Below are 19,047 nucleotides of genomic sequence, written 5' to 3'. Positions count from 1 at the left end.
GCTCAGGACGCGATAGCGCGCCTCCCTCACCACCAAACAGCTCGGCCTCAGTGCTTCTGGCCCTTGTGCTTCAGATCGAGGCCGAACTGCACGTCTCCCTTCGTTCCACTGATCTTCACGGGTATCTCGGCTCCCGCGCCGTTCTTCTTGAAGAGCGGATCAACCGGCTTCAGCAACAAAGACTTCCACCGCGTCGACACCATCTGCGACAGTGTCGCCTTTGTTCGCACCTTTCCCGCGAACTCAAACTGATTTCCATCAAGCGTGTAAACGCCCGTGAGATTGACATCGGCGCCAGGCAGCGAGTAGGCAAGCTGTGAGAACTTCAGCTTCCCTTTGTCCATATCAAACTGCCCGGTCATCTGCGAACGCACATCTTCGGCTCCAGGCCTGGCCAGCTTCGGCTCGCCCTGTGCGCGCAGGCTCAGCATATCGACCTTGTCCTGTACCGCAGGATTGCTGAAGTGAATGGCTCTCAGGGTAAACTGGCCGTTCATCACCATCCTCTGCATCACGCGCTCATTCGCGGGGCGGATGTTCAACCTGGTCTCCATCGATAGCCGCCCAGTCATCACTGCCGGCTGGGTCCTGACGCCAAGTTCGAGGAAGTCCTGAATCCTTCCATTCGGCACATTCACATCCAGGTCGATATCGTGTCCCTGGCCCTTCACATTAACGATGGCGCCGTTGCAACTGAACTCCGAGTCGCCCAGCTTCGCATCGACCGGCTGCAGATACGTATCGCCGCTCGTGCCATCGACGATCGCATGAAACGTCGTGTGCAGAGGCATCCTATGGTTTGCCGTGTCGAGCGAGAACTCCGGCGTCTCGGTCGTTCCATCAACAACAATTCGATTGAGCTGCCCGCTGAACTCACCGGTCGACGAGAGCACGCCGCCGATGCCCCTGATCGTATTCAGATCGGCGTGTTCAAAGGTGTACTTCCCTGTTACAGCAGAGTCGCCAGGGCTCTCATTGACCCAATGACCGAAAGTCCCTGCTGCATGAATATCGCCGCGAGGAATCGCATTGACAAGCGTTGCGTCATATCTCCACGGATCGTTAGGCCCAACATTCTGCATCACAATGTGTCCCAGCTCGAACTCTAGGGGAGCCTTGTCCGGCTTCGAGGTGCCGATGATCAGGTGAGAGTTGTTGCAGACGATCTCATCGACCACGATCGTAATCTTTCCCAGCCGCTCATTCCTTAGTCCCTGCTTCCGCATCTCCTTCGGAGGGACGCTGATCGTCATGCGATCAACATAAACGGTACTGACGCGCATTGGTTTCTCGAAGAGCCCGCGGATCTCCGCATGAAAAGCGAAGTGCCCGAGAGAGATCAGCGGCGCCGTCACCCCTGCCGCGACAACATCGTCCGGCGCATAGATACGCAACCCCTCGCCTGAGACCTCGAGCCCCTTCGCCACCGAAACGTGGAAGCCATCCATCTCGACTCTGCTATCAAAGCGTGTGCTCAGGGTCCCGATCACCCGGGCTTTCAGGATCGGCTCGGCGTGGTGGACCATCCACTCAACCACACAAGTGACAACGACTGCAGCGAACAGCAGCACGACTGACAGCCACCACCACACGCGGCGTCTTCTCTTCGGCACAGCGCTTTCTGTCGCGCCTGCATCGCCGATCTTGTTCATCTTGTTCATGTTAGCTTAGACGCGGAAGCTCCGGAGGCTGTGGCCTGCCCTGCTTGCCACGAAAGAGACGCAGTCTCACTTTTTTCACAAAAAGCCGTTACGCCGCCCCGACAGTTCGTATCTAACGTGCCAGATGGAGAGCAGATGCCCATCTAACCCAAGGAGATTGAAAAATGAAGAGTTCCCTCAAGGCAATGATGTTGAGCGCGGCCGTCAGCGGTCTGCTCAGTGGCTCCACCACCCCCCTGCACGCTTCAACCAGCCACAACGGCGCACAGTTCGGGCAGCTAGCGTTCGCGTCGGCCTCGTTCGCGGCTCAGGACAAGGACAAGCACAGCTGCAAAGGCAAGAACGACTGTAAGGGCAAGGGCGGCTGCAAGTCCAGCGACAATGGCTGCAAGGGCAAGAACAGCTGCAAGGGCAAGGGCGGCTGCGCGACCGACGGTTCCAAGCCACCGGCCGAATAATCTCTCACTCCGTTGGCTCCCCCGAAAATATTTCTCTAGTCTTCTCGGGGGAGCCAACACTTCACCCAACTCGCTTCTGAGGTTGTTATGCCTGCAAATCGCTTCAACGGCTTTTCGGACTACGGCGTCGGCATAGGACTGCGCGTCCCACACTATCGCCACATTCTCGAAAAGAAGCCTGTTGTCGACTGGTTCGAGATCATCTCGGAGAACTACATGATCGACGGTGGCCGTCCACTCGCCGTCCTCGACAGTATCCTCGAGCAATACCGCGTCGTGCAGCACGGCGTCTCCATGTACTTCGGCTCAGCCGAGCCCTTCTCGCGCGAACACCTCCGCCGCCTCAAAGATCTCGTCCGCCGCACCAAAACTCCGTGGCTCTCCGATCACCTCTGCTGGGGCTCCGTTGACGGCACCTACACCCACGACCTCCTCCCGATGCCCTACACCTTCGAGGCCGCGCGCCTCACCGCGGAGAAGATCCGCCGGGCACAAGACTTCCTTGAGGTCCCCATCGCTGTCGAAAACGTCTCCAGCTACGCCGAGTTTCACGTCTCCGAGATGACCGAATGGGAGTTCCTCAACGAGGTCGTCGAACAGGCCGACTGCGGCATTCTGCTCGACGTCAACAACATCTACGTCTCCTCCCAGAACCACAACTTCGACCCCCACACGTACGTCAACAGCATCCCCCCCGAACGGGTCGCGCAGATCCACATCGCCGGCCACTCGAAGTTCGAGAAGTACATCCTCGACACGCACGACCACCCTGTCCTCGACCCTGTCTGGAAGCTCTACGCACGCGCCATCGAGCGTTGCGGCCCAACTGCGACCCTGCTCGAGTGGGACGACTCCATCCCTTCCTTCGACGAGGTCCACGCCGAGGCCCTCAAGGCGAAGTGCTACCTCGAGCCAAAAACGAAGACCGTAGATTCTTCCCTGGCGGTGACAGCATGAACGCCCCGACCCTTCACGCCCTTCAGCGACGCATGGCCGCAGCCGTCATGCGCCCGCTCACTCGCAACGAGACGATGCGCAAACGCGATGCCAGCGGCGCCTCCACAGCCGAGGAAGCCAATGCGTTCATCCGCCCCAACGACCGCCTCACCTCGTTCGAGCGCCTCGAAATCTACAACCGTCAATACTGGTTCCGCCTCTTCTCTTCCTTCGAAGAAGACTTCCCCGGACTCAAATCTGTCGTCGGCAGCCGCCGCTTCCAGGCCCTGATGAGCGCCTACCTCGAAGCGCATCCCTCGCGTTCCTTCACACTGCGCAATCTCGGCTCCTCGCTCGTCGCATGGCTCACGAAGTATCCGCACTTCACAGCACCCCACACCGAAGCCGCCATCGCCATGGCAACACTGGAGTGGGCGCACATCGAAGCCTTCGACAACGAGCGCCGCGAACCGCTCAACGCCGAGCAGATCGCCGCGCTCGATGACGCCTCCCGCATCGCACTTCAGCCCTGCTTGCGGCTGCTCGAAGCTCCCTACGCCGTCGACGACGCCCTGCTCGCCATCCGCGACTCTTCGCACGACGCCGGCTCGCAGGCATCGAACGCTGTCGCGATCCATCTCGTCCGCCGCGCCCGAGCCTCTCGCCGCCCGCGACCCGAGCACATCTATCTCGCCGTCCACCGCCACGACGACACCGTTTACTACAAGCGGCTCGCGCGCGAGGATTACCTCCTGCTCTACGCGCTCGATCAGGGCGCGCCACTCGGAGATGCCATCGAATCCGCATTCGCCGACAGCGCCATCCCCGAGGGCGACCGCCCCTCGTTCCTTCAGTCCGCCTTTCACAACTGGATGCAGATGGGCTGGCTCTGCGCTCCCCGTCCCACATCGGAGACCCTATGAAATCCCTCTTCGCACAACTCAACACCCTCCACGCCGCCTTCTGCAGCATCGCGGAAAAGCTCTGCTCTCCTCTACTGCTCTTCATCCGCCTCTACTGGGGCTGGCAGTTCGCGCAAACCGGCTGGGGCAAGCTGCAGAACCAGGCGAGGGTCGTCGACTTCTTCACGTCGCTCAACATTCCCTTCCCTGCGTTCAACGCCCACTTCGTCTCGGGGCTCGAGTTCGTCGGCGGAATCCTGCTCATCGTTGGCCTCTTCTCACGCCCCATCGCATTCCTGCTTACAGGCTCGATGTTTGTTGCCTTCTGGACGGCGGAGCGCGAGGCCTTCTTATCCATCTTTAGCAACTCTGATAAATTTTACAAAGCGGATGCCTATACCTTCCTCTTTGCATCGATCATGATCCTCGCCTTCGGTCCCGGACTCTTCTCACTGGACGCTTTGCTCTCAAGGTGGTTGTTCACGTCCGAAGCGGTCGTTCAAAACCACGCAGATCACAGGGAGAGCAATGCCGTCACAGGGTAGAGAGAGAGATGAGCTAAAGATGATCGCAGCCATCCTCTCCGGCGAACACTCACTCTTCCACGAGCTGATTCGCCCCTATGAACGCAGCGTCTACCTTATGGCCCTGTCGATGCTCAAAAATGAGGCCGATGCCGAGGACGCCGCACAGGAAGCATTTCTCAAGGCCTACCGTAATCTCGCCCGCTTCCGCGCCGAGGCCCGGTTCAGCACCTGGCTCATCAGCATCGTGCTCAACGAGGCCCGCGGCCGGCTGCGCCGCACCCAGCCCGCCCTCACCGACTCGCTCGACGACGACCGCGAAGGCGACATCACTCCCATGCAACTCACCGACTGGCGAGAGATCCCCTCGCAGGCCGTCGAACGCGAGGAGGTCTGCGCTCTTATCCGCCGCGCACTCCTCAACCTGCCCCTTGCCTACCGCGAGGTCTTCATCCTCCGCGAGATCGAGGAGCGCAACGTCCAGGAGACCGCTGAAACTTTGGGCATCACTGCAGCATCCGTTAAAATGCGCCTTCATCGCGCCCGTCTGATGCTGCAGAAGCATCTCGCCCCCCAACTGAAGAGTGCCGTGCCAGCGCCGCGAAGGAGGTTCCAATGGTTCTGAACTGCCGCCATGTCTGGGACCAGATCTCAGGCTATCTGGACAACACGCTCGACGCCGCCACGCGCGCCGACGTCGAGGAGCACCTCGCTCACTGCGAGATATGCTCCGCCGTCCTTGACTCCACGCGCAACATCCTCATCCTCACCGCCGATGACCGCGTCTTCGAGCTTCCCCTCGGCTACAGCGAGCGTCTGCACGCCCGGCTGACCCAGGCCATTCTCGAAGGCCCACCCACGGATACAACATCCTCAGGCTGATGCCTACCCATGGTGAATCACATAATGCGCGACCCGCTCCGCCGCCAGCAGAATCAGCGTAATGACGGCCAGCGCAAACTGCAGCCTCTCCGAACGCCGCTTCGCCGGCGTCACGGGCTGCATCCGCCACTGTGAAGAAGACCGCGCCCGCAGCGACCGCACGCGCCACAGCATATACAGGTTGGCAAGCGCGCCGATCAGCGCCAGCGCCATCATCGGAATCCGGATCGCATCCTGATGAAACCCCTTCGGCGGCGTATTGACGCCAGCCGCAGCGGCGAGTGCACCGAGCCCAATCAGCACGCGAAACCCGCTCAAGGCCAGCACAGCCGAGCACGCGCTCTGCAGCAACGCAAACAGGAGCCCCGTCAAATTCACCCAGCGCAGCTTCGCCCGCGAAGCCTCCGCCGTGTGTCCCGTCTCCATCTCGTCCCTCATGCCGCTCATCCGATCTGCGGCTCTACGGTCTGCCGCGTTCCAGCCACATCTTATACAGCCCCCAAGCCGCCACCGAGCAGTTGTCCACGATCACTCCATCCAACACCATCTGCTCGAACTCCTTCACGCTAACCCTTCGCACCACCAGATCGCTCTCCTCCGCGTCCGGATCGGCATCGCCCATCATCAACCCCTCCGCCAGAAAAACGTGATGCTTCTGATTCATCACGCCGTAGGCGATCTGCAGCGTCGAGAGATGCGTCATGCGCTCGGCAGTCAAACCCGTCTCCTCTCGCAGTTCGCCGCGCGCCAGATCTTCAGGCACTACATCAGGCTGCTCCCAGCCGCCCTGAGGGAACTCCAGAAATCGCCCACCCACCGTGTAGCGATACTGCTCAATCAGGTAAAGAAACTCGCCCTCAACCGTCGCCTCAAGCGGAATGATGATCGAAGCCGGATCTTTATCGATGACTCCGTAGATTCCGCGCTGCCCATTCGCGCGCTCAATCACATCCTCACGCACGCTCGTCCAGGGGTTGCGGTAGACTTCCCTGCTGCTGATCGTCTTAATCATCTCTCGGTCCCGTCTCCTCAGAGAGCCTACTCCGGCATCTCAAACTCAAGATGCGACGGATACTTCGGCGAAGCATAAATCGTCTGCGTCTCAGACTGATACGCGCTCGCCGGAGCCGACATGATATTCGGCACAAACGTCTGCGGATTGCGGTCGTACAGCGGGAACCAGCTCGACTGCACCTCGACCATAATCCTGTGCCCCTTCAGAAACGTGTGGTCGGCCCCATGCAGGCTCCACTTGTACTCCGTCACCTCGTTCGGAGTGATCGCCTCAGGCTTCTCATAGCTCTTCCTGTACCGTCCGCGAAAGATCTCATCCACAATCATCAACTGATACCCGCCCATGCCATTCGGAGCATCGTCCGGATACACATCGATCAACTTCACGATCCAGTCGGCATCGCTTCCCGTCGTCGCCGCAAAGATGTCCGCCATCACATCGCCCGTCACCGTAACGTCGTGATCAAGCACCGGAGTCTCAAAGTTCGCGAGATCCTTGCGGCTGCTCACAAACTTCTGGTCCTCCACCAGCCACGTCCGCCACTTCGAGCCTGTCCCATAGGTCGCCTGAATCGGCTGATGTCGGTACGGAACCGGATTCGCTGGATCGGCAACGTAGCTCGCCTTACCATCCACCGCCGGCGCATCGAAGCCCAGCCCGCCTCCATTCGCGAGATACAGCTTCGCCGCATGAAATCCCGTCTTCGGCGGCCACGAATCATACCGCTCCCACTGATTCACACCCGTACGAAAGCTAGCCGTGTCTTTCAAATCAAAACCCGGCCGGTCCTTCAGATACTTCTCAAAGAACGGAGCCTCGATCGTCTTGCGATATTGATCTCCGGTCGCCGATCCAAAGTCCACCACACCTAGATGCCGCGTCGTCGGACCCCACCCTCCATGGTTCCACGGCCCCAGCACCATGAAGACCTCATGATTCGTGTCATGCGGCTCAAGCGCGGCATATTCCGCCTGCGTCCCCCACATATCCTCCTGGTCCCACCATCCGCCCACCTCGAGCGTCGGGACCTCCACCTTCGTCAGGTGAGGCTCCACCGCCATCGCCTGCCAGAACGGCGTATATGCAGGTTGCGACAGAAACGCCTTCGCCGTCGGCAGATCGCTCATCCCTGCCGCCTTTGCCGCGCCTGCAAAGTTCACGTTGCGAAGAAAGAAGTCGTACGTATCCTCTTTCGACTCCACCGGCACATCCGTCTTCTGAGCCTCAAGCTGCTGCACGTAGTCGAAGCCATACGTCTCGCGAAACGCTCCATTGTGAAAGAAGTCGTCGCCGATCCAGATATTCGTCATGGGAGCCTGCGGCGAGATCGCCTTCACCGCAGGGTGCGCATCGATCCCTGCCATCATCGAGAGAAACCCCGGATACGAGACCCCCATCACGCCCACGCGTCCATTGCTGTTCGGAACGTGCTTCAACAGCCAGTCGATCGTGTCGCGCGTGTCGGTCGTCTCATCCACATCGTTCTTCGTCTTGTGTTCGACAACGGGCCTGTTCATGACGAACTTGCCCTCAGACTCATATCGTCCCCGGATATCCGCAAACACAAAGATGTACCCGCTGACTGCCAGCTCCGGCTTCGACGAGTTCACACTATTCGAGGTATAGCGGTCTACACCGTAGGGCGTACGTTCCAGCAGAATTGGCAATGGCTCGCCCGCCTTCTCAGAGCCCTCCGGCCGCAGAACCACCACATGCAACTTCACGCCGTCTCGTACAGGAATCATTGCCTCCGAGCGCGCGTACTTACGGAAATGGTTCAGCCGCTTCGACTCTGTGCTGAAGCGCGTTTGATCGCTCAACACACTGCCGCCATTTGTCATCCTGAGACCAGTCACTCTACCCCCGGCGTCGCGGACAAACTCCACGCGCTGCCCAGTGCCTGGGACAAAGAAGTGATCCGCCGACTCCGCTTTGAGCTCCACGGGAGCCTTTCGCTCACTCTCTCCGTGCAGGCTATCTCCCTCCCGATAGAGCGAACTCACAACATCGGGCTCACTGGCTGTCCGGTACAGGCCAACGTATTCGTCAAGCTTTGCAGCAGACAGCGTAACCGCCTTAGGATCGGGAGTTCCCTTGTCCTGCGCCCTGAGCACTGTCGCCGGCGCGAGCAGGCATCCAAAAACACACAGCGAAAGCAGACAGCGAATCTTCATGCGGCTTGACCTCAAAACGGGATTGACAGGAGATGGCAAAATGACGAACCGGAGCAATGTCAAACAACAACGGCCGCAGATGTGAAATCCGCGGCCGTCGCGTGTCTTAGGTAAGATTCCCGGGCGTCGCCGCACACTGAAACCCGATACGGTTATGCGACCCATCGCAGAACGGCCGCTTCTCGCTATGCCCGCACCGGCACAACGAGATCGCCGGCTTGCCCGTCAGGTCCCACTCCTTGCCATCAGCATCCTTCAGGACAATAGAACCCTCCACCCGCAACGGGCCGTTGGGGCGAACTGTAATCTTCACTGCTTCTTCTGACATCTTTTCGTTAACTCTCTTTCCAAAAGGATGAGCCCAGAATAGCAAACCGTCACCGGCGCCTGATCCGGTCTTGAAAGCCACATGAGCCAGTCCACTCCAGTCTCAATCGCGAGACCAGAAGGCCCATCACGCCGAACGCTCCGTTACACATACGACGGTCCAACCTGGCTTTGGTTAATGATTAATCTTCGATCCACCCTAAGAAAAATCCAGTTCCACTTCATCCACGTAACACCAGCCCCAATCCTCGCCCGGCTCGATCGACCGCATAATTGGGTCCTTCGTCTTATGGAAGTGCTCCGTCGCATGTTTACCCGGCGAAGAGTCGCAGCAGCCCACATGCCCGCAGATCATGCACATCCGCAGATGCACCCACCTTCCGCCCATCTTCAAACACTCCTCACAGCCCTTCGCCGACGGTGTCACGTCGCGAATCTGATCCAGATGCGTGCACTTCAATGGCAACCCCCTTCTTCCCTACTCTGCCACTCTGCGCCACTCCCCACGAAAGATCAACCGATCCCAACGGAACGTTCGCTACTCGTCCCCCACGTCCGCGATCCCATACTCCTTCAGCTTGCGGTAGAGCGTCGTTTTGCCAATGCCCAGCAACCGTGCCGCCATCAGCTTGTTGCCGTTCAACTGCCGTATCGTCGCCAGAATCGCCTGTTTCTCCATCTCCGCAATCGAGACGATCGAACCATCGCCGTCCGCTGCCCCTGGCCCCTGTGCCGCGACAACAGGCTGCTCCGCCATAATCGAGTGCATCCTGAAGTCCTGCAGTTGCGTCGGCAGATCGCCCATATGCAGCACCGGCCCCGACGAAAGCGCGCAGGCCCGCTCAATCGCGTTCTCTAACTCCCGCACATTTCCTGGCCAGTCATACGCAGCCATCACCCGCAGCGTCTCGTCCGAGACCGTGTAGTCCACGCCCGTCTCCTTCTTCATCCTCTCCACAAAGTGCATCGCCAGCAGCGGAATATCGTCCCTTCGATCGCGCAGCGGCGGAATCCTCAGGTTCACGACGTTCAGCCGGAAGAACAGGTCCTTGCGAAACCGTCCCTGCTCCACCATTCCCGCGAGGTCGCGGTTCGTCGCCGCCAGCACGCGCGCCGAGATCGGCCTCGCCTGCGTCGCGCCCACCGGCCTAACCTCTTTCTCCTGCAGCGCCCGCAGCAGCTTCGCCTGCAGGTCCAGCGGCAGTTCCCCAATCTCGTCCAGAAACACCGTTCCGCCCTCTGCCGTTGCCAGCAGACCTTCCTTGGCGCGGTCGGCGCCCGTAAATGCCCCCTTCACATGCCCGAACAGCTCGCTCTCGATCAGGCTCGGCACCAGCGAGCCGCAGTCCACCGGCACAAACGGCTTGTCCGCGTTCGGCCCGTTGAAGTGGATCGACCGCGCCACCAGTTCCTTGCCCGTGCCACTCTCGCCCAGAATCAGAACCGGATGCGTCGAATACGCCACCTTCGACAGAATCCGGTACAGCTTCTCCATCTCCGGCGACTGCCCCAGCAGCCCGCCCGCTCCCTTCTGCGAGCGCAGCCTCTCGCGCAGCATCCGGCTCTCCACGTCGAAGTACCGGCGCTGGCTCGCCCGCTCCAGCACCGTCGTAATCTCCCCCAGCCCGAACGGCTTCGTCAGATAGTCCCCCGCGCCAATCCGCATCGCCTCCACCGCCGAGGTCACCGTCGCGAACGCCGTCATCACTACCACTGTCGTGTCTGGATACAGCGCCTTCACCTGCTCCAGCAGCGTCAGCCCGCCGCCATCCGGAAGCTTCAGGTCTAACAGCAGAAGATCAATTCTGCGGTGTCTCAGGATCGCCTGCGCCGAGGCCAGGCTATCGGCCCCCACCGTCACGAACCCCATGGCCTCGGCCACCTCCAGGCACGTCTTCCGCACCGCACGATCGTCGTCCACCACCATCAGGTGCAGCGGCGGCCTCTCGTTGGATTCGCTTCCAACCGGTCCAACTTTGATAAGGGTTTCAGTTTTGGCGGTGGGTCCTTGCGCACGAACTCCGGCAACACCCAAGGCAGTAAGGTTCTGCAATACCTGCATGGTCGATCACACTCCAAGTAATCTTCTACCGCTTACCAGAAATCAAGCGGATACACTTCTGTAATCAATCCAGGTGCCAAACTGGAACATTCTGCAGAAGTGATTGATATTACAGCAGAAGAATCGATCTCCTCCTCAGTGCGTCAACACCGGGACGTCTCAGTACAGTCAACAATTTCCCAAAATGAAACGCCGCGCCCCCAGAATCGCCCCATCTCCAACCAAAATCACAGCTACCAGCGATTCCCAAAACGGAACGAGTCCCAATTCGGGAACACGATCCCGACTCACTCCCTCCATCAACCCTTACCAAAGTAAGCCAGCCCGCACCCTCAGCCCTGAACAACGAATCCCCAACACCCAAAGGCTATAATCACCGAATGTCCGAAGCAGCACCTCGCATCTTCCGTCCTGACGGCCGCACCGCCGACTCCCTCCGTAACATCCGCCTCACCCCAAACTTCGTCGTCACCGCCGAGGGCTCCGTCCTCATCGAGTCCGGCAACACCCGCGTCCTCTGCAACGCCACCGTCGAGCAGGGCGTCCCCGGCTGGCTGCGCAACTCCGGTCGCGGCTGGGTCACGGCCGAGTACGGCATGCTCCCCCGCGCCACCCTCACCCGCACCCCCCGCGAATCCGAGCGCGGCAAGGTCGGTGGCCGAACCCACGAGATCCAGCGCCTCATCGGCCGCAGCCTGCGCTCAGTCGTAGACATGAAGGCCCTCGGCGAGCGCACCGTCATCCTCGACTGCGATGTCCTCCAGGCCGACGGCGGAACCCGCACCGCCGCCATCACCGGAGCCGCCGTCGCCCTCGCACTCGCGCTCAACAAGCTCGTCGCCGCCGGAACCCTCAAGTCCTCGCCCCTGCGCCAGATGATCGCCGCCACCTCTGTAGGCATCGTCGACGGCTCGATCCTCCTCGACCTTTGCTATGAAGAAGACTCCCGTGCGACTGTCGACATGAACGTCGTCATGCTCGCCGACGGAGGTCTCGTCGAGACCCAGGCCACCGCCGAAAAGGACTCCTACTCCCGCCGGCAGCTCAACGACATGCTCGACTACGCCGACAAAGGCATTCGCGAGCTCCTGACCGCACAGCAGACCGCTCTGCAAAGCACCTCTTAGCGTCCCGAGCCTGAGGCAACGCCTCGCGCCCTCTGCGTATAGGCACCCAGCGTTACTTGCCCACGGTAGCAAATGGATATGGATGGTTTGCCCGCAAAGTCGATTGAGTTAGTTCTTTGGCATCGAGCTCTCCGCTTTTGTCCTTATCCAGTCTGTCGAACTCTGCTTCCATAAACTTCATAAACTCTTGCTTGGAAATCCTGCCATTCTTATCCGTGTCCATCAGAAGCAACAGCTCTTTGACATCATCCTGTCCAAGTTCAAGTTTATTTGGCGGTTTGGGAACTGCTGCCTTCTGGGCGAAGGTAGTTCCGACTATTGCCCCAATTGAGAACAACGCTGCGACTACCAGAACCACCACCAATACGATCCTTCTTCGTTTCGACATTCTCCACCTCCAGTGGGCTCTCGCGTCAACATTGCGATGACACCGGATAGCATGGTCAGTGGGACGTTGGGATACGGCAGCTAAACGAGATGCTCTACTACGCCGAAGACATCCGCGAACTCTTCGCTGCCCAGTAATCCTTCCCCGCCCTCTAGATTCGCTTTTCCTTGTTCTTGCTGCTCTCTCTGTCATCCCCGGAAGGGATCTGCTTTTTCAATGGCAGGCCACAACATCCTGAAACTGCCCTCCCGGCGCCGCCATCGCTGCTAACCCCTGCGCACACGCGAGGATCTTCTGGTCCAGCGGATCGTTATCCACTGAGTCCGGTGGCACATAGCTCGCGCTCTTTCGCATATCCAGAAACCTGTCGCTCAGCTGTCGCATATTGTTCAGCTGATTGTCGAGCAGCGGAACCGCCTTCTTGTCCGACTCCGTCGTCGCCGCTGCCTTCGCAATCGCCATCCCACTCTCCGCCGACCTCCTGTAGCTCGACACCCAACTCTCCTCCACTGGATTTCTCGTTCTCACCGCATTCTCGATCGCCGCCCTCCACTCCCGGACCTCGCTCATCCCCTCGATCCCCGCCCGCAGAAAGTCCCGCGAGAACCCCTTCTCCTCAGGCCGCGGTGGCGCCGTAGCACTCGGCTGCACCGCCGCACCCGTACCCGGCAGCGTCAGCACAATGCGGCTCCCCTGAAACCCCAGCGTCCCATTCGTAATCCGCGCGAGCGCCTCCACATCCACATACGAGCGTCCATTGCTCTGGATCACCGGAGCCTGCCCCGCATGCCCATTCACCGTAAGCGTCGCACTCCCCTGCTGATCCTGTGCCGCGCCTGCCACAGCCAAAAGCGCTAGCCCTAACAACAACGGGTATCTCCTCTGTGCACTCATTCGGGACTCCTTTCGACGATTATGCATCCGCAAACTCATCGCCGCCCAACACTCAGACCGCAGCCTGCTGGCAGATCATGCGCGAGTGAATTCGCAATTTTCCACAGAAAATCCTGTCAAGCCCCCAAATGCTCTAAGCCACTCAATCAAAAAGAATTACGAATGGCAGAGTAGTTACAACCAATTCACTAAAATTGAAAGAGAGACCAAAAGAGCCTCGGGACGCAACCCGAGGCTCTTGCTCTTAACCAAATAACCTGTTTATTTCTAAGACCTTGCATGTGAGGCACCTGAAAAATGAATACTGTGCGCAGTCAGTCCAAAGCTAAAACAAATAAAATGAATATTTTGCACAAAATTGTACCGGATGGGAGGGTAGCGAAACGCTAACTCCGCTCCAGCTTCGCCAGGTAGTCCATAATCTCCGGGCTCGTCCATGTCTGCGGCCCGATGAACTTCCTCCGCAGCACGCCGTTGCGGTCGATCACATACGTCTCGGGATACCGGAACGTCCCATACAGCGGATTCACCCGCTGCGAGGCATCGTTGACCGTCCTCAACTGGATGTTGTGCTCGCTCAGAAACTGCTTGTAAGCCGCCGTGTCCTCGTCCGTGCTGATCGCAACCACGGCGACCTCAGGCATCCGCCGCTGCAACTCCATCAGCGACGGCAGCTCCTCGATGCACGGAGGGCACCACGTCGCCCAGAAGTTCAGCACGACTACCTTGCCGCGCAGCTTGCTCAGATCGGCCGACTGCGAGCCATCCGAGATCGAAAACGCCGGCGCAAGTCCGCCGACCTGTCCTGGATGGCGCCCACGGTCGCAACCCGCCGTCAGCAGCAGCCCCAACGCAACACTCAGCAGTACAGTACGCACATCACGCTCCACTTCCTATAATACGAAGTCATACAGGAATTCATGAATCGCGACGAGCAGGACAATCCAGCGCAGCAAGCAGAGCCAGCACGGCCGTCAGGGATGGAACTCTCCATAATCCTGCCAGCGCGCAACGAAGAGGCGTCGCTCCCAGCCTGCCTCGCCTCCCTGCTCAGCCAGTCCGAACCCGGCTTCGAACTCGGACGCCACTGGGAGCTGATCCTCGTCAACGACGACTCAACTGACTCGACCCGGCGAATCGCCGCCGAAGCCGCAGCCTCGCACCCCGGAATCACGCTGCTCGACGCGCCGCCGCTTGACCTCCACGGCCGCGACTCGCTCAACGGCAAAAACAACGCCTGCTGGGCAGGCGCGCAGATCGCCCGCGGCCGCTGGCTGCTCTTCACCGACGCCGACACCGTCCACCAGCCGCACGACCTCTCGCGCTCACTCCGCGAGGCTGAGCGCCACCACGTCGCGCTGCTCTCCTACTCGCCGCGCCAGATCGTCTCTGGCTTCTGGCAGCGAGCGCTCATGCCGCTGGTCTTCTCCGAGCTCGCTTCGGTCTATTCAACGAAGGAGGTCAACGACCCGCAGCGCCGCCTCGCCGCGGCCAACGGGCAGTTCCTGCTCGTCGAACGCGACGCCTACTTCTCGATTGGGGGCCATCGCGCACAGGGTGCCAACGTCCTCGAAGACGTCGCCATCGCGCGCAGCATCAAGCGCGGACAGCGCCTCATCCGCTTCCGATACGCGCCCGAAGCGCTCTCGACGCGCATGTACCGCACCACCGGCGACATGATCGCCGGCTGGACCAAAAACCTCGCGCTGCTGATGCCGCGCCCCATCTATCTGGCCGCATGGCGCGTGCTGGACCTGGTGCTCTTCTTCGGCCTGCCACTCGTGGCATTCGGCCTGCCGTGGCTGATCTTATGGCAGAAAACCGTGATCATGCTGCTCTGGGTCCGCACGCTGTGGAGGTTCTACGCGCGAGTTGCGCGCTCAAACTTCCCCGCCGTAGACATCGCCATCTCCATCTTCGGCGTGCCGCTGTTTATCTACCTGTTGATACGCAGCGTTATCGACCACAACATCAGACACTCCGTAACCTGGAAGGGGCGGAGCTACGATACAGGACGCTGAGAGTATGTAACCCTTCCCGGCTATCTTCATCTAACTTAGAGAGCACAATGATCCTTCTTACCCGCAAAGCCGAATTCTCCTCATCACACTACTACTGGGTCGATTCCTGGTCCAAGGAGGAGAACCACCGCGTCTTCGGCAAGTGCGCCAACCGCAATGGACACGGTCACAACTACACGCTCGAGGTCACGGTCGCCGGTGACGTCGATCCGGTCTCAGGCTTCGTCGTCGACCTCAAGCAGCTCAAGGACATCCTCGAGCGCGAGGTCGTCAGCGTCTACGATCATCGGCACCTTAACCTCGAAGTCCCCGAGTTTAAGACCAGCATCCCGACGACGGAGAACATCGCCATCGCCATCTGGCACCGCCTCGACGGCAAGATCCCCAACGCGAAGCTGCACCGCGTGCGTGTCTACGAGATGCCCGATCTCTTCGCCGACTTCTACGGAGAGAGCGCATGAAGGCCTACCTCACTCGCCGCTATCACTTCAGCGCCTCGCACCGCCTGCACACTGAAGCCTACGACGCGGCGAAGAACCGCGCGCTCTTCGGCAAGTGCAACAACCCTCACGGACATGGCCACAACTACACCGTGCAGGTCACGCTGAGCGGACAAGTCGACCCGGTGACAGGAATGGTCTGCGACCTCGCCGATCTCGATGCGTTCGCACGAACCAATCTGCACGACCGTTTCGATCACACCAATCTGAACACACTCGACTGTTTTGCAGATAAGGTCTCCACGACGGAGAATCTATCCATAGAGATCTACCGCATCTTTCAGAACTTCGCCGCCGCCCATCTTGAGCAGGTTCACATCGAAGAGACACCCAACAACTCCTTCGACTACGCCGGCGACAGGACTCCAGCGGCAGGCACTCTTTAGAGAAAGGCCCAGACAATGGCCGGCACGAAGGCTACCCTCGAAAACGCACCGCTCTCCGAGATACCAACGCAGGATATCTACCGCGAACTCCTCTTCCGCATCGGCGAAGACCCCAACCGCGACGGCCTGCTCCGCACACCGGAGCGCATGGAAAAGTCCCTGGCCTTCCTCACGCGCGGCTATGCTCAGGACGTCAACACCGTGCTCCACGACGCGCTCTTCGACGTGGACTACGACGAGATGGTCATCGTCAAAGACGTGGAGTTCTTCTCCATGTGCGAGCACCACCTGCTTCCCTTCTTCGGCAAAGCACACGTTGCCTACATCCCGAACGGCAAGGTGATCGGCCTGAGCAAGATTCCCCGGCTCGTCGACGTCTTTTCGCGACGGCTGCAGGTGCAGGAGCGGCTGACACGTCAGATCTGCGATGCCATCACCGAGGCCATCAACCCGCAGGGTGTCGCCATAATCCTCGAAGCGCAACACCTGTGCATGATGATGCGCGGCGTCGAAAAGCAGCATTCCTTCACCGTAACCTCGGCGATGTGCGGCGTCTTCAAGACCCAGTTGCAGACACGCAACGAGTTCCTCTCGCTGGTGCGGCGCAACGGCAGCTAGCTTCTAGCCGGCAGACGTGGCGTCCAGCCGATAAACTAGTCCATGGAATGAATGGACTGCTTGTACTAGATAAACCCCCCGGCATGACCTCGCACGACGTCGTCGCCATCGTCAGGCGCGCGACCGGCGAGAAGTCGATCGGCCACCTGGGAACTCTCGACCCGATGGCGACAGGCGTGTTGCCCCTGCTGCTCGGACGTTACACCCGCCTGGCCCAGTTCTTCGGCCAGTCCGACAAATCCTACGAAGGCCGCATTCGCTTCGGCTTTGCCACCGACACCTTCGACGCCGAAGGCGAGGCGACGGCCGCCGCGCAACCACTGTCGCTCTCGCTCGATGAGCTGAGACAGCTCGCCGCCCGGTTTCACGGCGAAATGGACCAGGTGCCGCCGGTCTACTCGGCCAAGAAGATCAACGGTGTTCCCGCGCACAAGCTGGCGCGCGCAGGCGCCGAGGTGCCTGTAAAACCGGCGCGCATCGTCATCCACGGCTTTCAACTGCTCACGCTCGAAGGCAACGAAGCAACTTTCACGATGAAGGTCTCGGCCGGCGGCTATGTCCGTTCCGTAGCGCATGAGTTGGGGCAACTGGCCGGATGCGGCGCACACCTCTCCGGGCTGCGCCGAACGCAGGCCGGCCCCTTCACGCTCGAGCAGGCGATCATGGTCGAAGAGCTGAAGTCGCTCCCAACCGCAGAAGCGATCGAAGCCCGATTACCTCACCCGCGCACGCTACTGCCCGAGATGCCAAGCGTGACGGTCGACGAGCAGACTGCCGGCAGGATCCGCAACGGGATGCAGGTAAACCTCCCGGAGTTCTCGCAGGCCTCGCTGGTCAAGATCTTCACAGCTCCGACGGAACTGCTGGCAATCGCACGGCGCGTCGCCGGAACCCTGATGCAGCCGGTCGTCGTGATGGGATAACCCACAGCAAAAAACCAGGCCCATACAATTGCATCCAACTCTCAGGCACAAAATCCGGGTTGATGCCGAACCATCACAACACTGTGTAAAATGACCCCGAAGACCAAACCTCAGGAGCGCACGAAATGTCGAAGCTGACCCCAGGGAAACTCGCCGGCCTCAAGGCCGTATCCGATCACCGCGGCGTCATCGCCGCAGCCGCAATGGACCAGCGTGGCTCGCTTCAGAAGTCCCTCGCCAAGGAGCGCGGCTCCGTAGCCAACGCTCACGACCTCGAAGAGTTCAAGCTCCAGGTCACCGAGGTCCTCACCCGCCATGCCTCCGCCATCCTGCTCGACCCCGAGTTCGGTCTGCCCGCCGCGAAGGAGCGCAACGGCAAGGGCCTGCTCCTCGCCTACGAGAAGACCGGCTACGACGCGGCCACGCCAGGCCGTCTGCCCGACCTGCTCGACGTCTGGAGCGTACGGCGCCTGAAGGAAGCAGGAGCCGACTGCATCAAGGTCCTCCTCTACTACACCCCCTTCGAAAAGTCTCACATCAACGACCTCAAACAAGCCTGGATCGAGCGCATCGGCGACGAGTGCATCGCTCACGACATTCCCTTCTTCCTGGAGTTCGTCGGCTACGACGCCGAGGGCGGCGACGAGAAGTCGCTGGCCTACGCCAAAAAGAAGCCTGAGGTCGTCTCCGGCTCCATGGCTGAGTTCGGCAAGGCCCGTTACAACATCGATGTCCTCAAGGTCGAGGTCCCCGTTGAGATGGCCTTCGTCGAGGGCACCAGGTCCTTCACGGGTGAGCGCGCTTACACCCGCGCCGAGGCCCTGCAGCACTTCCGCGACGCCGAATCGATGACCCACAAGCCCTTCATCTACCTCTCGGCTGGCGTCTCAAACCCTGTCTTCATCGAGACCCTGGAGCTCGCGGGCGAATCAGGCACCAAGTTCAACGGTGTGCTCTGCGGCCGGGCAACATGGAAGGACGGAATCCCTATCTACGCCAAGCAGGGCGCGAAGCCCTTCCGCGCCTGGCTGGAGACGACCGGGGTCCAGAACATCGAAAACGTCAACAAAGCCCTCAAGGCGGCGAGCCCCTGGTACCTCAAGTTCGGGGCCAACTCCCTCGCCGAACTCGGCTAACCCTTAGTTCGTCAATTCGCGAATAGTAAAAAGCGGAGCCCGAAACCGGGCTCCGCTTTGCGATTAAGACCTACCCTCATCGCGGAGCAACCTATTGCGTTCAGGTTATTTTC

General features: G+C 60.1%; 23 protein-coding genes. 13 read left to right on the top strand and 10 right to left on the bottom strand.

Annotated features, from left to right (window positions below; genetic code table 11):
- Positions 1-47: 47 nt before the first annotated feature.
- A complete protein-coding gene (locus OHL16_RS18305; protein WP_263368642.1) occupies positions 48-1,661 on the bottom strand; it encodes an AsmA family protein in 1,614 nt (537 codons plus the stop codon).
- Positions 1,662-1,825: 164 nt separating this feature from the next.
- Between OHL16_RS18305 and OHL16_RS18300 the strand changes: the two genes are divergently transcribed.
- From OHL16_RS18300 to OHL16_RS18275, 6 genes are all read left to right on the top strand, one after another.
- A complete protein-coding gene (locus OHL16_RS18300) occupies positions 1,826-2,119 on the top strand; it encodes a hypothetical protein (RefSeq protein WP_263368641.1) in 294 nt (97 codons plus the stop codon).
- 87 nt (positions 2,120-2,206) lie between these two features.
- Complete coding sequence (gene bufB / locus OHL16_RS18295; RefSeq protein ID WP_263368640.1) at positions 2,207-3,076, top strand: MNIO family bufferin maturase; 870 nt, start codon at positions 2,207-2,209, stop codon at positions 3,074-3,076.
- Positions 3,073-3,978 (top strand): HvfC/BufC N-terminal domain-containing protein, encoded by a 906-nt coding sequence (locus OHL16_RS18290; protein ID WP_263368639.1) that lies wholly within the window; start codon positions 3,073-3,075, stop codon positions 3,976-3,978. The genes bufB and OHL16_RS18290 overlap by 4 nt, the downstream gene beginning before the upstream one ends.
- Positions 3,975-4,502, top strand: coding sequence for a DoxX family protein (locus OHL16_RS18285; RefSeq protein WP_263368638.1), 528 nt, complete (start codon positions 3,975-3,977; stop codon positions 4,500-4,502). The genes OHL16_RS18290 and OHL16_RS18285 overlap by 4 nt, the downstream gene beginning before the upstream one ends.
- A gap of 19 nt (positions 4,503-4,521) precedes the next feature.
- On the top strand, positions 4,522-5,106 hold the full coding sequence (locus OHL16_RS18280; RefSeq protein WP_263368637.1) for a sigma-70 family RNA polymerase sigma factor: 585 nt from the start codon (positions 4,522-4,524) through the stop codon (positions 5,104-5,106).
- Positions 5,097-5,363 (top strand): anti-sigma factor family protein, encoded by a 267-nt coding sequence (locus tag OHL16_RS18275; protein WP_263368636.1) that lies wholly within the window; start codon positions 5,097-5,099, stop codon positions 5,361-5,363. Before OHL16_RS18280 ends, OHL16_RS18275 begins: the two co-directional genes overlap by 10 nt.
- Before the next feature lie 3 nt (positions 5,364-5,366).
- On the opposite strand, the gene OHL16_RS18270 is transcribed toward OHL16_RS18275, so the two are convergent.
- From OHL16_RS18270 to OHL16_RS18245, 6 genes are all read right to left on the bottom strand, one after another.
- Positions 5,367-5,810, bottom strand: a complete 444-nt coding sequence (locus OHL16_RS18270) for a hypothetical protein (RefSeq protein WP_263368635.1) — start codon at positions 5,808-5,810, stop codon at positions 5,367-5,369.
- Positions 5,811-5,823: 13 nt separating this feature from the next.
- Positions 5,824-6,375: an NUDIX domain-containing protein gene (locus OHL16_RS18265; protein WP_263368634.1), complete on the bottom strand. Its 552-nt coding sequence runs from the start codon at positions 6,373-6,375 to the stop codon at positions 5,824-5,826.
- Positions 6,376-6,401: 26 nt separating this feature from the next.
- Entirely contained in the window at positions 6,402-8,552 is a 2,151-nt protein-coding gene (locus tag OHL16_RS18260; RefSeq protein WP_263368633.1) for a CocE/NonD family hydrolase, read from the bottom strand.
- 106 nt (positions 8,553-8,658) lie between these two features.
- Positions 8,659-8,880: a CDGSH iron-sulfur domain-containing protein gene (locus tag OHL16_RS18255; RefSeq protein ID WP_263368632.1), complete on the bottom strand. Its 222-nt coding sequence runs from the start codon at positions 8,878-8,880 to the stop codon at positions 8,659-8,661.
- A gap of 198 nt (positions 8,881-9,078) precedes the next feature.
- Positions 9,079-9,339 carry a ubiquitin carboxyl-terminal hydrolase 14 gene (locus tag OHL16_RS18250; RefSeq protein ID WP_263368631.1) on the bottom strand — a complete coding sequence of 87 codons (261 nt, stop codon included), beginning with the start codon at positions 9,337-9,339 and terminating at the stop codon, positions 9,079-9,081.
- Positions 9,340-9,417: 78 nt separating this feature from the next.
- Complete coding sequence (locus OHL16_RS18245; RefSeq protein WP_317891094.1) at positions 9,418-10,941, bottom strand: sigma-54-dependent transcriptional regulator; 1,524 nt, start codon at positions 10,939-10,941, stop codon at positions 9,418-9,420.
- A 380-nt stretch (positions 10,942-11,321) separates the two neighbouring features.
- On the opposite strand from OHL16_RS18245, the gene rph reads away from it, so the two are divergent.
- Entirely contained in the window at positions 11,322-12,068 is a 747-nt protein-coding gene (rph, locus tag OHL16_RS18240) for a ribonuclease PH (protein ID WP_263368630.1), read from the top strand.
- 52 nt (positions 12,069-12,120) lie between these two features.
- Here the strand turns inward: rph and OHL16_RS18235 are convergent, their stop codons facing one another.
- From OHL16_RS18235 to OHL16_RS18225, 3 genes are all read right to left on the bottom strand, one after another.
- Positions 12,121-12,456: a penta-EF hand family protein gene (locus OHL16_RS18235; protein WP_263368629.1), complete on the bottom strand. Its 336-nt coding sequence runs from the start codon at positions 12,454-12,456 to the stop codon at positions 12,121-12,123.
- A 213-nt stretch (positions 12,457-12,669) separates the two neighbouring features.
- Complete coding sequence (locus OHL16_RS18230) at positions 12,670-13,350, bottom strand: hypothetical protein (protein WP_263368628.1); 681 nt, start codon at positions 13,348-13,350, stop codon at positions 12,670-12,672.
- A gap of 386 nt (positions 13,351-13,736) precedes the next feature.
- A complete protein-coding gene (locus OHL16_RS18225; protein ID WP_263368627.1) occupies positions 13,737-14,228 on the bottom strand; it encodes a TlpA family protein disulfide reductase in 492 nt (163 codons plus the stop codon).
- 42 nt (positions 14,229-14,270) lie between these two features.
- Between OHL16_RS18225 and OHL16_RS18220 the strand changes: the two genes are divergently transcribed.
- The 6 genes from OHL16_RS18220 to OHL16_RS18195 all read left to right on the top strand — a co-directional run bounded on the left by OHL16_RS18220 (position 14,271) and on the right by OHL16_RS18195 (position 18,934).
- Positions 14,271-15,371, top strand: coding sequence for a glycosyltransferase (locus OHL16_RS18220; RefSeq protein WP_263368626.1), 1,101 nt, complete (start codon positions 14,271-14,273; stop codon positions 15,369-15,371).
- A gap of 47 nt (positions 15,372-15,418) precedes the next feature.
- Complete coding sequence (locus tag OHL16_RS18215; protein ID WP_263368625.1) at positions 15,419-15,832, top strand: 6-pyruvoyl trahydropterin synthase family protein; 414 nt, start codon at positions 15,419-15,421, stop codon at positions 15,830-15,832.
- Positions 15,829-16,257, top strand: coding sequence for a 6-carboxytetrahydropterin synthase (locus OHL16_RS18210; protein WP_263368624.1), 429 nt, complete (start codon positions 15,829-15,831; stop codon positions 16,255-16,257). The genes OHL16_RS18215 and OHL16_RS18210 overlap by 4 nt, the downstream gene beginning before the upstream one ends.
- Before the next feature lie 15 nt (positions 16,258-16,272).
- Positions 16,273-16,875, top strand: coding sequence for a GTP cyclohydrolase I FolE (gene folE, locus OHL16_RS18205; protein WP_263368623.1), 603 nt, complete (start codon positions 16,273-16,275; stop codon positions 16,873-16,875).
- 47 nt (positions 16,876-16,922) lie between these two features.
- Positions 16,923-17,798, top strand: coding sequence for a tRNA pseudouridine(55) synthase TruB (truB, locus tag OHL16_RS18200; RefSeq protein WP_263368622.1), 876 nt, complete (start codon positions 16,923-16,925; stop codon positions 17,796-17,798).
- Positions 17,799-17,923: 125 nt separating this feature from the next.
- Positions 17,924-18,934 carry a tagatose 1,6-diphosphate aldolase gene (locus OHL16_RS18195; protein WP_263368621.1) on the top strand — a complete coding sequence of 337 codons (1,011 nt, stop codon included), beginning with the start codon at positions 17,924-17,926 and terminating at the stop codon, positions 18,932-18,934.
- Positions 18,935-19,047: the final 113 nt, after the last annotated feature.

Source organism: Edaphobacter bradus, assembly GCF_025685645.1.
GTDB lineage: Bacteria > Acidobacteriota > Terriglobia > Terriglobales > Acidobacteriaceae > Edaphobacter > Edaphobacter bradus.
Note: the sequence above shows the minus strand (reverse complement) of the source record. Positions and strands in the feature narration are given on the sequence as shown.

What these genes read in the sequence shown, in the direction of transcription:
- OHL16_RS18260 (WP_263368633.1), bottom strand. Translation starts at nt 8,552, where the DNA reads ATGAAGATTCGCTGTCTGCTTTCGCTGTGTGTTTTTGGATGCCTGCTC.
- rph (WP_263368630.1), top strand. Translation starts at nt 11,322, where the DNA reads ATGTCCGAAGCAGCACCTCGCATCTTCCGTCCTGACGGCCGCACCGCC.
- OHL16_RS18195 (WP_263368621.1), top strand. Translation starts at nt 17,924, where the DNA reads ATGTCGAAGCTGACCCCAGGGAAACTCGCCGGCCTCAAGGCCGTATCC.
- OHL16_RS18305 (WP_263368642.1), bottom strand. Translation starts at nt 1,661, where the DNA reads ATGAACAAGATGAACAAGATCGGCGATGCAGGCGCGACAGAAAGCGCT.
- OHL16_RS18245 (WP_317891094.1), bottom strand. Translation starts at nt 10,941, where the DNA reads ATGCAGGTATTGCAGAACCTTACTGCCTTGGGTGTTGCCGGAGTTCGT.
- OHL16_RS18215 (WP_263368625.1), top strand. Translation starts at nt 15,419, where the DNA reads ATGATCCTTCTTACCCGCAAAGCCGAATTCTCCTCATCACACTACTAC.
- OHL16_RS18255 (WP_263368632.1), bottom strand. Translation starts at nt 8,880, where the DNA reads ATGTCAGAAGAAGCAGTGAAGATTACAGTTCGCCCCAACGGCCCGTTG.
- OHL16_RS18220 (WP_263368626.1), top strand. Translation starts at nt 14,271, where the DNA reads ATGAATCGCGACGAGCAGGACAATCCAGCGCAGCAAGCAGAGCCAGCA.
- OHL16_RS18285 (WP_263368638.1), top strand. Translation starts at nt 3,975, where the DNA reads ATGAAATCCCTCTTCGCACAACTCAACACCCTCCACGCCGCCTTCTGC.
- truB (WP_263368622.1), top strand. Translation starts at nt 16,923, where the DNA reads ATGAATGGACTGCTTGTACTAGATAAACCCCCCGGCATGACCTCGCAC.
- OHL16_RS18270 (WP_263368635.1), bottom strand. Translation starts at nt 5,810, where the DNA reads ATGAGCGGCATGAGGGACGAGATGGAGACGGGACACACGGCGGAGGCT.
- OHL16_RS18210 (WP_263368624.1), top strand. Translation starts at nt 15,829, where the DNA reads ATGAAGGCCTACCTCACTCGCCGCTATCACTTCAGCGCCTCGCACCGC.
- bufB (WP_263368640.1), top strand. Translation starts at nt 2,207, where the DNA reads ATGCCTGCAAATCGCTTCAACGGCTTTTCGGACTACGGCGTCGGCATA.
- OHL16_RS18280 (WP_263368637.1), top strand. Translation starts at nt 4,522, where the DNA reads ATGATCGCAGCCATCCTCTCCGGCGAACACTCACTCTTCCACGAGCTG.
- OHL16_RS18275 (WP_263368636.1), top strand. Translation starts at nt 5,097, where the DNA reads ATGGTTCTGAACTGCCGCCATGTCTGGGACCAGATCTCAGGCTATCTG.
- OHL16_RS18235 (WP_263368629.1), bottom strand. Translation starts at nt 12,456, where the DNA reads ATGTCGAAACGAAGAAGGATCGTATTGGTGGTGGTTCTGGTAGTCGCA.
- OHL16_RS18290 (WP_263368639.1), top strand. Translation starts at nt 3,073, where the DNA reads ATGAACGCCCCGACCCTTCACGCCCTTCAGCGACGCATGGCCGCAGCC.
- OHL16_RS18265 (WP_263368634.1), bottom strand. Translation starts at nt 6,375, where the DNA reads ATGATTAAGACGATCAGCAGCAGGGAAGTCTACCGCAACCCCTGGACG.
- OHL16_RS18300 (WP_263368641.1), top strand. Translation starts at nt 1,826, where the DNA reads ATGAAGAGTTCCCTCAAGGCAATGATGTTGAGCGCGGCCGTCAGCGGT.
- folE (WP_263368623.1), top strand. Translation starts at nt 16,273, where the DNA reads ATGGCCGGCACGAAGGCTACCCTCGAAAACGCACCGCTCTCCGAGATA.
- OHL16_RS18230 (WP_263368628.1), bottom strand. Translation starts at nt 13,350, where the DNA reads ATGAGTGCACAGAGGAGATACCCGTTGTTGTTAGGGCTAGCGCTTTTG.